15 protein-coding genes are annotated in these 14446 nt (G+C 66.4%); 4 read left to right on the forward strand and 11 right to left on the reverse strand.

What is annotated here, in order from left to right:
- Positions 1-33: 33 nt before the first annotated feature.
- The 4 genes from gorA to ACSQ1W_RS12390 all read right to left on the reverse strand — a co-directional run bounded on the left by gorA (position 34) and on the right by ACSQ1W_RS12390 (position 4551).
- Positions 34-1389, reverse strand: a complete 1356-nt coding sequence (gene gorA / locus ACSQ1W_RS12375; protein ID WP_436043860.1) for a glutathione-disulfide reductase — start codon at positions 1387-1389, stop codon at positions 34-36.
- Positions 1386-2636, reverse strand: coding sequence for an NAD(P)/FAD-dependent oxidoreductase (locus ACSQ1W_RS12380; RefSeq protein ID WP_436043861.1), 1251 nt, complete (start codon positions 2634-2636; stop codon positions 1386-1388). Before ACSQ1W_RS12380 ends, gorA begins: the two co-directional genes overlap by 4 nt.
- A 74-nt stretch (positions 2637-2710) precedes the next feature.
- Positions 2711-3958: a DUF418 domain-containing protein gene (locus tag ACSQ1W_RS12385; protein ID WP_436043863.1), complete on the reverse strand. Its 1248-nt coding sequence runs from the start codon at positions 3956-3958 to the stop codon at positions 2711-2713.
- A 113-nt stretch (positions 3959-4071) separates the two neighbouring features.
- The gene (locus tag ACSQ1W_RS12390) at positions 4072-4551 is read right to left on the reverse strand and encodes an FKBP-type peptidyl-prolyl cis-trans isomerase (protein ID WP_436043865.1); all 480 of its coding nucleotides are present in this window, start codon (positions 4549-4551) and stop codon (positions 4072-4074) included.
- 83 nt (positions 4552-4634) lie between these two features.
- Here ACSQ1W_RS12390 and ACSQ1W_RS12395 point away from each other — a divergent pair, with 83 nt between their 5' ends.
- The 3 genes from ACSQ1W_RS12395 to ACSQ1W_RS12405 all read left to right on the forward strand — a co-directional run bounded on the left by ACSQ1W_RS12395 (position 4635) and on the right by ACSQ1W_RS12405 (position 7134).
- Complete coding sequence (locus tag ACSQ1W_RS12395) at positions 4635-5192, forward strand: C40 family peptidase (protein WP_436043867.1); 558 nt, start codon at positions 4635-4637, stop codon at positions 5190-5192.
- A 119-nt stretch (positions 5193-5311) separates the two neighbouring features.
- Positions 5312-6091: a C40 family peptidase gene (locus ACSQ1W_RS12400; protein WP_436043868.1), complete on the forward strand. Its 780-nt coding sequence runs from the start codon at positions 5312-5314 to the stop codon at positions 6089-6091.
- A gap of 173 nt (positions 6092-6264) precedes the next feature.
- Positions 6265-7134 (forward strand): bile acid:sodium symporter family protein, encoded by an 870-nt coding sequence (locus tag ACSQ1W_RS12405; protein ID WP_436043870.1) that lies wholly within the window; start codon positions 6265-6267, stop codon positions 7132-7134.
- Here the strand turns inward: ACSQ1W_RS12405 and ACSQ1W_RS12410 are convergent.
- A complete protein-coding gene (locus ACSQ1W_RS12410) occupies positions 7131-7568 on the reverse strand; it encodes a GNAT family N-acetyltransferase (protein ID WP_436043872.1) in 438 nt (145 codons plus the stop codon). The genes ACSQ1W_RS12405 and ACSQ1W_RS12410 overlap by 4 nt on opposite strands.
- A complete protein-coding gene (locus ACSQ1W_RS12415) occupies positions 7565-8842 on the reverse strand; it encodes a dicarboxylate/amino acid:cation symporter (RefSeq protein ID WP_436043874.1) in 1278 nt (425 codons plus the stop codon). The genes ACSQ1W_RS12410 and ACSQ1W_RS12415 overlap by 4 nt, the downstream gene beginning before the upstream one ends.
- Positions 8843-9018: 176 nt before the next feature.
- Between ACSQ1W_RS12415 and ACSQ1W_RS12420 the strand changes: the two genes are divergently transcribed.
- Positions 9019-10677, forward strand: coding sequence for an alkaline phosphatase (locus ACSQ1W_RS12420; protein WP_436043876.1), 1659 nt, complete (start codon positions 9019-9021; stop codon positions 10675-10677).
- A gap of 112 nt (positions 10678-10789) precedes the next feature.
- On the opposite strand, the gene ACSQ1W_RS12425 is transcribed toward ACSQ1W_RS12420, so the two are convergent.
- From ACSQ1W_RS12425 to ACSQ1W_RS12445, 5 genes are all read right to left on the reverse strand, one after another.
- Positions 10790-12883: a peptidase domain-containing ABC transporter gene (locus ACSQ1W_RS12425; RefSeq protein WP_436043878.1), complete on the reverse strand. Its 2094-nt coding sequence runs from the start codon at positions 12881-12883 to the stop codon at positions 10790-10792.
- A gap of 284 nt (positions 12884-13167) precedes the next feature.
- On the reverse strand, positions 13168-13341 hold the full coding sequence (locus tag ACSQ1W_RS12430; protein ID WP_436043880.1) for a class IIb bacteriocin, lactobin A/cerein 7B family: 174 nt from the start codon (positions 13339-13341) through the stop codon (positions 13168-13170).
- A 44-nt stretch (positions 13342-13385) separates the two neighbouring features.
- Positions 13386-13598 (reverse strand): hypothetical protein, encoded by a 213-nt coding sequence (locus tag ACSQ1W_RS12435; RefSeq protein ID WP_436043881.1) that lies wholly within the window; start codon positions 13596-13598, stop codon positions 13386-13388.
- Positions 13599-13771: 173 nt separating this feature from the next.
- Entirely contained in the window at positions 13772-14224 is a 453-nt protein-coding gene (locus ACSQ1W_RS12440; RefSeq protein ID WP_436043883.1) for a hypothetical protein, read from the reverse strand.
- On the reverse strand, positions 14214-14369 hold the full coding sequence (locus ACSQ1W_RS12445; RefSeq protein ID WP_436043885.1) for a hypothetical protein: 156 nt from the start codon (positions 14367-14369) through the stop codon (positions 14214-14216). Before ACSQ1W_RS12445 ends, ACSQ1W_RS12440 begins: the two co-directional genes overlap by 11 nt.
- Positions 14370-14446 lie beyond the last annotated feature (77 nt).

The raw sequence follows: 14446 nt of genomic DNA on the forward strand, positions 1-14446 counted from the left end.
CGCCATTGTATCGCCGTGCCCACAGAAGCCGGCTCACCGCATCAGCACGACTTCCTCGGCGCTGGTGGGATGGATGGCAACGGTGTCGTGCAGGTCGGCCAGGGTGATGCCCTTCTTCAGCGCCACCGCGAAGCCCTGGAGCATCTCGTCCGCGCCCTCGCCCAGCAGATGCAGGCCGACGACACGCTTATCCGCGCCCACCAGGACCAGCTTGAACAGGCTGCGTTGCGGCGAATCGGCCAATGCATGAAGCATGGGGCGGAAGCGCGCAGTCAGCACATGGACGTCATCGCCGTGGCGCTCGCGCGCCTCGGCCTCGGTCAGCCCCACCTGTCCAACCGGCGGGTGCGAGAACACCACGGTCGGGATCTGCGTGTAGTCCAATCGGGCGTCGGCCTGCCCGCCGAACAGCCGATCCATCAACCGGCGCGCCGCCGCGATGGCGACCGGCGTCAACGCCGCCTGCCCGGTGACGTCGCCGACGGCATGGATACCGGTAACGCCGGTGTCCTGGTGTGCATCCACCTGCACGAAGCCGTTCGGGTCCAACGCCACGCCGGCAGCTTCCAGCCCCATGCCCTGGGTCGACGCGCGACGGCCTGTTGCGAAGATCACCGTGTCGAAACGCCCGGTGCGCGTGCCATCCTCGGCCAGCATCACCACGCCATCGTCCGGCGCGCGCTCCAGCGCGGCCACCGCATGGCCGAAATGCAGCCGCACACCGTGTTGGCGCATGTCGGCGACCAGTTCGTCGGTGATCTGCGTGTCGAAGCCGTCCAGCACGCGTGGCCCGCGCACGAACATCTCCACCTGGCTGCCCAGCGCCTGCAGCACGCCCGCCAGCTCGACCGCGACGTAACCGCCGCCGATGATCGCCACGCGTGCGGGCGCGACACACAGGTTGAAAAAATCGTCGGACACCTTTCCCAGCTCGGCACCGGGGATGTCCGGGCGTACCGGGTGCCCGCCGGTGGCGATCAGCAGATGCCTGGCGCTGAGCGGAACGCCGTCCGCATTGACCACGGTGTTCGCATCCAGCAGTCGTCCGCGGCATGGCATCAATACGATTCCGTTCTCGTCCAGCCGCTTCATGTAGCTGGCATGGATGCCGGCGATGTAGCGCTGGCGATGGACGATGAACTCTTTCCAGTCCAGCGTGGGCAGTGACGTGTCGAAGCCCAGCGACGACGCCAGCGCGATCCTCTGCGACAGCTCCGCCGCCAGCCACATCGCTTTCTTCGGCACGCAGCCGACGTTGACGCAGGTGCCGCCGAGCTCTTTCGGTTCCAGCAACGCTACCTTCGCGCCGTACGACGCCGCGCGGAATGCACCGGCCAGGCCACCCGAGCCGCCGCCGATCACGATGAGGTCGAACGCCTGGGGGTTCATGCGAATCGCTCCGGTCGGTACGGCGAAGGATCGAAGGCCGGCGCACGGCCCGTCATCAGGTCGGCCATCAGCTGGCCGGTGGCGCTGCTCATGCTGATGCCCAGCATGCCGTGGCCGGCGGCCATCCAGACATGCGCGTGGCCCGGCGCACGCCCCAACAGGGGAAGATCGTCCCACGTCATCGGTCGCCAGCCGCACCAGCGCTCATGCACCTCGGCTCCGACGGGTTCGCGCAGGAACTCGCGCGCGCCCCGTTCCAACGCGGCCAGCCGTGTTTCGTTGAGCGTGTCGTCACGACCGGAGAATTCCATCGTGCTGCCGAGCCGGAATCCGCTCTCCCAGACAGTCACGCACACGGAACGGTCCTTCAGCACCATCGGGTGCCGCGGTACCACCGCCGGGCGCGAATAGGTGATCGAATAGCCCTTGCCCGGCTGGATCGGCGCGCGCAGGCCGAGCCTGCGTGCGAAATCGGGGGTCCAGGCGCCCAGCGCGATCACCGCATCGCGGCCTTCGCGCGGACCCTGCGCCGTCGTCAGCCGCACGCCGGCCGCCGTCGTCTCCAGCCGATCCACGCGGCAGTGCTCTTCGATGACGCCGCCACGCTCGCGCACCACGCGCGCGAGTTCGGCCACGTAGCGATCAGGCCGCAGGCGGGCATCGCCGGGGAAGCGGATCGCGCCAGTGACACCGGGCAGCATTGCAGGCTCTTCAAGCGGGTAGGCGGTGCCGTCGAACACCTGCGTCGCGATGCCGAACTCCGCCAGCACCTTTGCTTCGTCCACGTATTGCTGGAACTTGCGCGGATCGCGGAACACGTAATCGAGCCCTTCTTCCTCGAACTCGCATGCCAACCGATATCGCCCAACCCAATCGGCCAGCCGGGTCCGCGAATCGTTGAGCAGCGCCGCCCGCGCCCGCGTGCTCTGCCGCCAGTCGCGCGCATTGCAGCGTGCAGCGAAACGCAGCAACCAGTGCCACAGGGCCGGGTCGAGGCGGGGCTTGAGGTAGAGCGGCGCGTCGGGGGTGAACATCCAGCGCAGCGCCTGTGCCACCACGCCGGGCGCCGCGAGTGGCGGCGCGTGGCTGGGCGTGATGGTGCCGCAGTTCCCATGGGAGGCACCGCCACCCGCGGCGCCGGCGTCGAGCACACGTACACCGCGTCCGGCTTCCAGCAGCGCCAGAGCGGTCGCCAGGCCGATGGCGCCACCGCCGATGATGAGGACGTCGTCGTGGGGAGAAGTCACCCCGATAGTCTAGGGCCTGTCACCGCTCTTGGCCCCTGACCTGGATCAAAGAGCGGTGACGCGCCCCGGGCGGATCACGCCGTGCGCAGCCGCAGCGGCTGCGGTTTCAGATACGTCGCCGACCGCCACAGCCATTCCATCGGACCGAACCGGAATCGCGCCAGCCACAGATGGCTCACCAGCACCTGCAGGCCGAACAGCGCCAATGCGAACGCCGGCTGCCACGCGCGCGGCAACTGCTCGAAATAGCCCAGCCCGTAGCCGTAGAAGATCCAGGTGCAGACCAGCGACTGCATCAGGTAGTTGGTCAGCGCCATCCGCCCTGCCGGCGCCAGTGCGGACAGCGGCCGCCGCCACAGGGGAGAGCCCAGCGCGCGCACTACCCAGGCCGCGTAGCCCAGGCACATCAGCAGGCTCGCCGTCATCTGCAGCGCGAACGCGGTGGCGATGCGCAGGTCGAACGAGGCGAAGTCCATCGTCGGTTCCAGCGCCACCGACCCCAGCATCGCCAGCAGGCCCACCGGCAAGGCCACCCAGCGCAGGCCGGCATACAGGCGCGGGAGCTCCTGCGGACGCGCGATCGCGCCACTGCGCACGAACCACGCGCCGATCAGGAACATGCCGAATACGATGAAACCGAACATGGTGATGTTGCTGAGCGCCATGCCGGTACTCTTCAGGCGCTGCAGCGTGGCCTCGGCGTAGGTGCCGCTGCCGTAGGCGGTCCGCTCGGCCTCGATCAGCACCTGCATCTGCTTGCCGATCTCGCCCATCATCTTGTCCCATCCCTCGGTACCGCCCATCAGCGATCCCATCGCCCCCATCAGGTACATGAACCCGATCGGCATCACGTAGGCCACCAGTCCCATCCCCACATACCAGCGGTACGGCAACGTGCGGAACGCCAGCAGCAGGAACGAGCACAGCGCGTACATCATCAGGATGTCGCCCGCCCAGATGAAAAGCGCGTGGATCACGCCGATGCAGAGCAGCACCAGCCCGCGACGCCAATACACGCCGGCGAACGGGCGTCCCGCCTGCTCGGCGCGCTGCGACATCACGGCGAACCCCATCCCGAACAGCAGCGAAAACAGCGTGTAGAACTTGCCCTGCACCAGCACGTAGATGAGCAGGTCGACAGTGCGGTCCATGCCGGTGAGCGCCGGATCCAACCCGCTGCCGGAGGCCATCACCGGCCCCACGAAACCCTCCAGGTTCATCAGCAGGATGCCCAGCAGCGCGAATCCACGCAGGACGTCCATCGCTTCAATGCGTTCGGTCACCGCGATCGGTGCCAGGTTCTCCGTGATCGTCGCCGTCATTCCTTTCCCCCGAGTTGGTCCGTCCGATTAGACCACGTGTGCTGCCGCCTCCTGCGTGCCAAAAGAAACGGCCCGCTTGCGCGGGCCGTCCGGATCACACGATGTCGTGCGGCTCAGTGGTGGTGGCCACCGTCGCCGTGCACGTGGCCGTGCTCGAGTTCTTCGGCGCTGGCTTCGCGCACTTCCACGATCTCCACGTCGAAGTGCAGATCCTTGCCGGCCATCGGGTGGTTGAGGTCCACGTCCACCACGCTCATGCCGACCTTCTGGATGGTCACCGCGCGCGGACCGAAGTTGGTCTGCAGCACGACCTGCTGGCCCGGCACCAGGCGCTGGTTGCCGAAATGCTTCTTGGGCACGCGCTGGCCCAGGCCGTCGCGGCGCTCGCCGTAGGCGTCGGCCGCCGACACGTCCACGCCGAAGCTCTCGCCTGCCTCGCGATCCTGCATGGCGTTCTCCAGGCCCGGGATGATGTTGCCGTGGCCGATCAGGATCGCCAGCGGCTCACGGTCCTTCGAGCTTTCGATCGGCTCCTGGCCGGCTTCGGACACGGTGTAGTGGAAACGGACGACGCTGTCTTTTGCGATTTTCATGCGGGACTCTGGACGGGGCCTGCCAGGCGGCAGGACAGGCGCGGCTTGTCGGCCGCAAGGGAATGCGGCGAAGATGCGCCGCGATGAAGGCCCGACATTATCCCGGCTTGCCCGCGCCCGCGCCACTTCGGCCCTGGGCCCTGTCCCTGCTCTGCGCCGGCCTGCTGGCGCTGGCCGGCTGCGGCGGCTCCAAGCCGCAGGCCCACAAGCCATCGCCCCCACCCAGCCAACGCGCCTGGCCGGTGGTGGAGGCCGATGATCCGGCCGCCGCCACCTCCGTCCTGATGCGCGCGATCGGCCTGGTCGGCACGCCCTACCGCTACGGCGGCAACACGCCGGAATCGGGCTTCGACTGCAGCGGCCTGGTGACCTACGTGTACCGGGACATGCTGGATCTGCGCCTGCCGCGCACCTCGCGCGAGCTGGCGCAGGTGCAGGGGCCAAAGATCGAGCCACGCCGCCTGGCACCGGCCGACCTGGTGTTCTTCGGCAGCAAGGGCAACGTCACCCACGTCGGCATTTATGTGGGGGAAGGCCGCTTCGTCCACGCCCCCAGCACCGGAGGGACAGTCCGGCTGGACCAACTCGACGGTCCCTACTGGCGGGACCATTACAGCGGCGCGAAACGCGTGCTTCGTTAGGATTCGGTCAAGTCTGTGACAGCGAACATTCACGCTTAACGAATAAATAACGATTTATGAACCAAATCGGGCCGATCAGCCGGCATTATCGCCCCTGACTTGTTAAACCCTACCCGCGCGTGACGACCGACGACCTGCCGACAGGCCAGCCAGCCGCCACCCACCGCCTGCCGCGGAGGGTTTCCCGACTCCTCATCAGCCTTGGCCTGTGCGCCATGGCGTCCGTTGTGCAGGCCCAGACTGCGCCTGCCGACGTCGACGCGGCGTCAATCCCGGCCTCGCCCGATGTCGTGGCGACCACGCCGGCACCGGCCAGCAAACCCGTCATCACCAGCGTCAAGGAAAAGGCAGCCGAAGCCGCCACCGCGACGCTCTCCGCCCTGCTCCCGCGCCTGGCGGCCAGCGACACGCTGCCGCTGGTCGATCGTTCGGCGATGGTGGCCGGCGACATCAGCAAGCTGCTGGCCGCGTACGACCTGAGCAAGGAAGGTGTGGTCTCGCAGGAACAGCAGGGTGGCAAGGTCCAGGCCGTCCTGCAGCGCGCGCTCGCGCTGATGGGCACACCGTACCGCTGGGGCGGCACCTCACCCGACAGCGGCTTCGACTGCAGTGGCCTGGTCGGCTACGTCTTCCGCACCGCACTGGGCATCGAACTGCCGCGCGTGTCCCGCGACATGGCTTCCAAGGCCGACGCGGAACTGGTCGCTGCACGCGACGAACTGCGCCAGGGCGACCTGGTGTTCTTCGGCCTGAAGGGCCGCATCAACCATGTCGGCATCTATGTCGGTGAAGGCCGCTTCCTGCATTCGCCGAGCAGCGGCAAGGACGTTCGCGTGGACAGCCTGATCACCGGCTATTGGGCCAACCGCTACCTGAGCGGCCGCCGCGTCGCGATGTAACGCGCCGCACGCCGGTGCTGCACCAAGGGAAGGCCGCCTCGTGCGGCCTTCGTGTTTTCCGGTGATCGCGGTGCGCCGCAGCTTGCGTCGAGCGGCGCGTTGCCGCCATTCTCCGGGGGCGCGTCGATCTTCGCGCATCACCTGACCGTTGCGCCGAAGGGGAGTCGTACGCGATGCAGGCTTCACTGTTGACCAATCTGCTGCTCCCGTTGGCCCTGGGCATCATCATGCTCGGGCTGGGACTGGGACTGACGCTGGAGGATTTCCGTCGCGTCGCACGCTATCCGCGCGCCGTCCTGATCGGCCTCGTGCTGCAGACGCTGGTGTTGCCATGGGTGGCGTTCGGCCTGGCGATCGGATTCGGCCTGCCCGCCGAACTCGCCGTGGGCCTGATGCTGCTGGCCGCCTCACCTGGCGGCGCCACCGCCAACATCTACAGCCACCTCGCCCGCGGCGACGTGGCCCTGAACATCACGCTCACCGCGATCAACAGTCTGCTGTGCCTGCTGACGCTGCCGGTGATCCTCAACCTGTCGCTGGAGTATTTCCTCGGCGCCGGCCAGTACGTCCCACCACCGACCAAGAAAGTGGTCGAGGTCGCCGCGATCATCCTGTTGCCCGTGGCCATCGGCATGCTGCTGCGCGCGAAGGCGCCCGGCTTCGCCGCGCGGGCCGAGAAGCCGATCCGCCTGCTCTCCGTGCTGGTGCTCGCCCTGCTGGTGGTGGCCGCAGTCGCGCAGGAGTGGAAGACGCTGACCAGCTACTTCGCCATCGTCGGCCTGGCCTGCCTGCTGTTCAACCTCGCCAGCATGGGCTTCGGCTACGCCGCACCGTTGGCGTTGCGGCTGCCGAAGAAGCAGGCCATCGCCATCGCGATGGAGATCGGCATCCACAACGGCACGCTGGCGATCTTCATCGCGCTCAACGTGCTGCAGAACCCGACCGTCTCGGTACCGGCGGCGGTCTACAGCCTGCTGATGTTCGTCACCGCGGCGGTGTTCGCCTGGTGGGTGTCGCGCGGCACGCGCGAGGCCAGCGCCTAGCGGTCGGCGCCGGGTCCGCGCGCGACATAGGCCATGCCGATCGACGCGGGCGCCGTGTCGGCAAAACCGAACTGCGCATAGAGGTGCTTCGCTCCTCCGTCCGCAACCAGCATGACGTAGGCCGAGGGCGGCGCGTTGGCGCGCAGCCAGGCATCGAGCGCCGCCATGATGCGCCTGCCCAGTCCCTGGCCCTGGTGCTCCCGTTGCACGGCGATGTCCACGACGACGAACACCGTGCCGTTGTCGCCGACCACCCGTCCCATGCCGATGACCTCGCCCGCCTTCACCAGGCTGACGCCGTACAGCGTGTTCGCCAGGCCGCGCGCGGCGGCTTCGGGCGACTTGGGTGACAGGCCGGTCTCGATGCGGAGACGGCGATAGGTCGTTGCGTCGGGAAACGAGGCGACCAGTTCGATCGTCGCGGCGTCACTCATGGCGACGGAGCGGTTTCATCCGCGAGACCCACGTTGCTGGACGCACGCTCATAGACCTCGCGGTCCAGCAGGCCGGTTTCCTTCGCCACCAGGACGGGCACCAGCATCTGGCCGGTGACGTTGGTCATCGTGCGCATCATGTCGAGGATGCGGTCGATCGCCACCAGCAGGCCGATGCCCTCCAGCGGCAGGTTGGCCGCGGTCAGCACCACGGTGACCATCACCGTCGCCGTGCCCGGCACGCCGGCCGTGCCGAAGCTGCCCAGCACCGAGGCCAGCAGGATCAGGAAGTACTGGTTGACCGACAGGTCCAGGCCGAAATACTGAGCCACGAACACCGAGGTCAGTGCGGGATAGATCGCCCCGCAGCCATCCATCTTGATGCTCGCGCCGAGCGGGACGGCGAACGCGGCGTAATCCTTGTCCACGCCCAGGTTGTGGGTGACGCTGCGCAGCGCCACCGGCATCGACGCGAAACTGGACGAACTGGCGAACGCCACCTGCATGCCGGGCGCGGCGCCGCGGAAGAACTTCCACGGGTTCAGGCCATGCGCCAGCAGCAGGCTGCCGTAGACCACGACGATGTGCAGTGCGCAGGCGACGTATAGCGCGCCGATGTAGCTACCCAGCGGCAGCAACTTTTCGAATCCATACGTGCCGACCAGGCTGCCGATCAGGCCGAAGGTCCCGATCGGGGTCATCTCCAGCACGAAGCGCGTGACCTGCACCATGGTGTCGCTGGCCTCACCGGCCAGCTTGCGCAAGCCCGCGCTGCGCTCGCCCAGCTTGACCAGCGCGAAGCCGAGCAGGCCGGCGAAGAAGATCACCTGCAGGATCTTGCCGTCGGTCAGCGCTTTGAACGGATTGGCCGGCACAATATCCAGCAACACCTGCACGGGCGTGGGGACTTCGCGAACCTGATAGTCGGGCGCGGTCATCAAGCCCGTGATTCCCTTGCCGGGCTGCACGATCCAGCCCACCGCCAGGCCCACGCAGACCGCGAGCGCAGCCGTGATGGCGAACCACATGAAGGTGCGTCCACCGAGCGCGGCCACCGACTTCTGCCCGTGCAGGCTGGACACGGCGTTGATCACCGCGAAGAACACCAGCGGCACCGCGATCATCTTGATCAGTGTGACGTAGAGATCTCCGAGCGGCTTGAGCCAGACTTCCGCGTCCGCTCCCATCAGCCAGCCCGCCAGCGCACCCAGCACGAAGCCGGCGACGACGCGCTGCCAGAACGGGATCTTCAACCAGGCCGAGACCAGCTTCATCCAGACGACTCACATAAGCGGACGCGACACCTTAGCCCAAGGCCCCTCGTGCAGCGAGCCTTCACGCGGAATGCCGGGTGTCATGAACAGGACACTGCGCCGGCGTCATAATGGCGCGTCCATCATTCCCCCCGTTTGCCATGCCCTTGCGTTCTTTCGTTTCGCCGCTCGTCGGCATGACCCTGCTCACTGCACTGGCCGGTTGCGCCAGCACCTCGCCCTCCCCGGCTTCCGCGCTCCACGTCGACGTCCCGCCGGTCGCGCACCCGCAGGGTGAAACACCGCAGTGGTGGTATCGGAATGGTGCGGCGAAGGCCGCCGCCAACGGTGCGATGCAGGGTCGCGCGAAGAACGTCATCGTGTTCCTCGGCGACGGCATGAGCCTGACGACGGTGGCCGCCGCGCGCATCTTCGAAGGCCAGCGCAAGGGCACGCCGGGCGAGGAGAACCTGCTGAGCTGGGAGCGCTTCCCGCATACCGCCTTCAGCAAGACCTACAACACCGATTCGCAGACGCCCGACTCCGCCGGCACGATGACCGCCGTCGCCACTGGCGTGAAGACCCATATGGGCGCCATCGGCGTATCCGCCGGCCGCAAGGGCGAATGCACGCCCGACGGCAGCAAGGACCTGCTCAGCTGGCTGACGCTCGCCGACAGCGCAGGGCTCGCTACCGGCATCGTCACCACCGCACGCATCACCCACGCGACGCCGGCCGCCACCTACGCGCATGTCTCGCATCGCGACTGGGAAAACGATACCGACCTGCCGCCGGAAGCCATCGAGGCGGGCTGCAAGGACATCGCGCAGCAGCTGCTGACCGCAGCGCGTTTCGGCCATGGCCCCACCGTCGCGCTGGGTGGCGGTCGCGGCGAATTCCTGCCCATCGACGTGCGTGATCCCGAAGAGGACGACAAGGTCGGCCAGCGCCTCGACGGCCGCAACCTCGTTGCCGAATGGCAGCAGGCGCATCCGCAGGGCGCCTATGTGTGGAACACGCAGCAGCTTGAGGCCGCGGCCGGTGCGCCGCAGCTGCTCGGCCTGTTCGAATACGACCACATGCAGTTCGAGCACGATCGCCGCAAGGACGCCCAGGGCGAGCCGTCGCTGGCCGAACTGACGCGCGTCGCCATCCGCAACCTGTCGCACAACAAGGAAGGCTTCGTGCTGCTGGTGGAAGGCGCGCGCATCGACCACGCCAACCACTACGGCAACGCCTACCGCGCCCTCGACGAGACGGTCGCGATGTCGGACGCCGTGCAGGCGGCAGTGGATGCGACCTCGCGCGACGACACGCTGATCCTGGTCACCGCCGATCACTCGCACACGCTCAACTTCGTCGGCTACCCGGTGCGCGGCAACCCCATCCTCGGCAAGGTCCGTGGTCAGGGCGGCGAAGACGACACGCCGGGCGATCTCGCCCGCGACCAGAATGGCCAGACCTTCACCACGCTCACCTACGCCAACGGTCCCGGCTACACCGGCGCAAGCAACCGTCAGCCCGCAGGCCCGAAGCATTTCCTGCATGCGCCCAGCAGCGTCGAACCGTCGGAAGGCCGCCCGGACCTGAGCCATGTCGACACCGAGCATCCCGACTACCTGCAGGAAGCGCTGGTGCCGCTGAAGTCCGAATCGCACGGCGGCGAGGATGTCGGCATCTGGGCCATCGGCCCGGGCAGCGACGCGGTGCGCGGCACCGTCGAGCAGAACACGATCTACCACTTCGTCGTACAGGCGACACCCGCGTTGCGCGCCCGCCTGTGCGCCGCAGGCACGTGTGATGCGAACGGCGTGCCGGTGGAACTGCCCAAGCCGCGGGATTTCGAGAAGAAGTGATCCCGCTGGGATCAGTAGCGTTTCTGTAGGAGCGGGCCATGCCCGCGATGCTCCTTTCCCCCCATTCCGGGAAAGAGCATCGCGCCCTGGCGGTGCTCCTACAGGGCAGGCGTCAGGCCGGCACGGCCTCGGCCGCCGCGTGCGGCCTGATCTCCTGCACGATCTGCCCCCCCTCCATCACCAACACGCGATCAGCACTGGCGATGGTCTCGGGGCGATGGGCGACGATGACCTTGGTCAGGCTCAGGGCCTTGACCGCATCGTTGACCAGCCGCTCCTTCATCACATCCAGGTGGCTGGTCGCCTCGTCGAGGAACAGTAGCCTGGGGTTGCGATACAGCGCGCGCGCCAGGATCACGCGCTGCTTCTGCCCGCCGGACAGTGAACTTCCCATGTCGCCGATCAGGCTGTGGTACCCCATCGGCATGGCAGCGATCTCGTCGTGGACCGCCGCCAGGCGGGCGGCGGACTCGATGCGCGCCTGGTCCATCTCCGGGTCGAAGAAGCTGATGTTGTCGGCCATGCTGCCGGCAAACAACTGGTCGTCCTGCATCACCGCGCCGACGATGGCGCGGACATTCCTGGGGCCGATCCTGTGCAGGTCATGGCCACCGATGCGGATGACACCCTCACTCGGCGGCAGCAGCCCCAGCAACAGTTTGACCAAGGTGGTCTTGCCGCAACCGGAAGCACCGACGATGGCGACGGACTCGCCAGGCTCGACGGTGAAACGGCAGTCCTTCAGTACCCATGGCTCACCGTCGCCGTAGCGGAACGACAGGTTCTCGACCACGATGCGGGTATCTGCGGGTGGCAATGCCTCGTGCCGGCCCGAATGATCTTCCGGCTCGGTCAACACGATGTCCGCCAGTCGCTCGCCATGAAGGCGCAGCATGCGGAACTCGATCCACTTGTCGATCAAGGCCGCCATGCGGCCCGCAAACTGGTCCTTGTAGGCCAGGTAGGCGATCAGCATGCCCACCGAGAATACGTTCTGCAGGGCCAATGCCGCGCCGATCCAGATCACCGCGATGCGTTCGATGCCGAAGACGAGTTGGCTGGCGCTGTTGAACCCAAGCCCCATCCGCGCCAGCCGAACCTCCTGGTTGACGGTGTCGTGCATCAGGTTGTCGTAGGTGCTGCGGCGCTGCGACTCCTCTCCCGCGACTTTCAGGCTCTGCATGCCGCGCAGGGACTCCAGCAGGTGCGTCTGCTGTTTGGCACCCGCCACCAGCTGCTGCTCGGTACGATCTCGCACAGGCCCGTAGGCGATGGCACGGATACCCAGGTACAGGATGACGGCCAGCAACGTCACCAGCGCGAGCTTCCAGCTGTAGAACAGCATCAATCCCAGGGTAACCACGGCCATCAGGCCATCGATGATGGCCTCGACGAAACTGGTGGTCAGCGTGCGCTGGATGGCCTGCACCGACGACATACGCGAGGTGATGTCGCCGAGATGCCGCTTCTCGAAGTAGTCCAGCGGCAGTTTGAGCAGGTGGGCGAACACGTTGCCCATCCATTGCAGGCCCAGTCGCGACGACAGGTAGACGACGGACCAGCCGCGCAGCAGGCCGATGCCGATCTGCAAGACCAACGCCAGTCCGAAGCCCAGTCCCAGGACCGTCAGCAGGTCGCGATCGGCGGAGACCAGCACTTGGTCCACCACCCACTGCATGTAGAACGGCGCCAGCACCACGAACACCTGCAACGCCACGGACAGCAGCAGGATCTGCGCCAACGCGCGCCACAGGCCACGGATGGGCCCGGTCAGTTGTCGTGCGGTTACCGCAGGCGCTGCCTTTTGCGGCTTGAACTCGGCCGTGGGCGTCAGTTCGAGCGCCACGCCGGTAAAGTGATCGGAGACCTCGGACAGTGAAAGCTTGCGCTCGCCTTTGGCCGGATCAAGGATCGTGACCCTAGACTTGCCTACCTTCGCCAGCACCACGAAATGGTTGAGATCCCAATGCAGGATGCAGGGCAGCTTGAGTTTGTCCAAGTCCTCTATATCGAGCCTGAGCGGTCGTGTGGGAAGACCGAGCTGCTGAGCGATCAGGATCAACTGACTGAGCTTGGCGCCCTTGAGGGACAGCGGGAAGCGGCGACGGAGCTCCGACAGTCCGATCGGCACGCCGTTGGCGCGCGCCACCATGGCCAATGCCGCCAGACCGCACTCGGCGGCCTCGGACTGCATGATCGGCCTCATGCCACTGTCCGATGTGATATCGATGCAGTGGGCGATGCGTGGCGGAAACCTATCCTGACAAGCTTACTTTCCACGGCCCGACTTCTTGTCGAAGAGACCTAGCGACCAAGCGACGACTTCCAGAATCAAGCCCGAGACAAAGACATACGTCACTCCGGAGCGGTCGTACGCAACGTACAGGACGAACGCAAGTAGGAAGCACAGCAACGCAGACACGTGCAGAATTTTCTTCATATGGATCCGAGACGTTAAATCCCCTGAATTCATCATTCAGGGGATCATGATCACCCGACTACTTTCTCGATGGCGGCTTGTATCTTGTCGCCATAGGTCCGGTGGATGGCGGACCCTATCATCCAGCCCAGGTGCGCGGCACCGACCACCGCACCCGCCGCGATGATAACCGGCGGGATGCCGCCCGATACGTTCTCCAGTTCTTCACTATCGATGGTTCTCATGACGTCAGATCCTCCTGACTCAGTTGTCGATTGACGTGATTCGGTTACTTGGTGGCGACCTTGTCCACGAACATGAAACCAAGCCGCGCACCCGTCATGGCGCCTGCCGCCATGCCCACAGGACCGCCTGCGGCACCCAGCAGCGCTCCCACCATGCCCGCTCCCGCCGCCATGATGATGCCGGCCGCCAATTCGCCGCCTGTGTTGATTTCACCGCCGCTGCTCAGTTCGATTTCGCTATCGGACATCTCCCGCATTTTCCATCTCCTTTTGATTTGCCGCAGCACACCCTGCGGCCGGGCCCGGACACTCCGGAAGAACGAATCTTTGTGTCTCAACACCCCGTGCCCGTCCACCGGGCCGTCGTCGCCCCACGGGCTTCGCATGCATACGGAGAAGACGTCCTTCGCGAAGACGGCACGTGACGCGTCTATTCATCCGCTACCGGCAAGGCTTCCCCGACCTGAACGTTGCCTGCCACACAGGTGGAAAACGTCGGCGCCGTGTAATGAGGCTTCCGCGATCCTGGTACGTGGTAGATACCGCGCGAAACAATCACTTCGCCTGCCGTTGCCTGGAACCGCGCGATGGAAACGCCATCCCGTCGGGCCACCACTCGCATAAAGGGAGCGTTGGGCGTTTCCCTTCGGAACAGCACGGCACGGGCGCCGGGACGCAGTTCTCTGCCGCCTGCGCTGTGGCCCTCGATGTGCTCGCACGTTGTGTCATCCAGCATCCGCGATCGCGGCTCAAGGGCCAGCGCTAGGGCTTCCTCCCGTGAGTAGAGCGGCACCGACGATTCTTCCGCCAGCGCCGGTGCCACCGCGAGCAACCACCCGAGCACGCTCAGCCATGCCCGACGGATCGAGCGATCAGAAACCACGAATCGCCCGTTGACGTTCCCGCTCTTCGAGCATCTCCAGAAACTGCTCGATCTGGCGTTCCACTTCTTCGCGGCTCGGACCGGGATAAGGCGCGTCGCTACCGCCATTGACCAGATCCAGTTCCGCCGCATTCAATCCACGCATGGTGCTTCTCCTGTTGAGTTTGGCGCGCTCCCCGCGCCATGGGGCCGGAATCAGTCCGGGCAATTTCATTGCCTCGC

The organism is Pseudoxanthomonas sp. LjRoot143 (assembly GCF_964252945.1).
Classification (GTDB): domain Bacteria; phylum Pseudomonadota; class Gammaproteobacteria; order Xanthomonadales; family Xanthomonadaceae; genus Pseudoxanthomonas_A.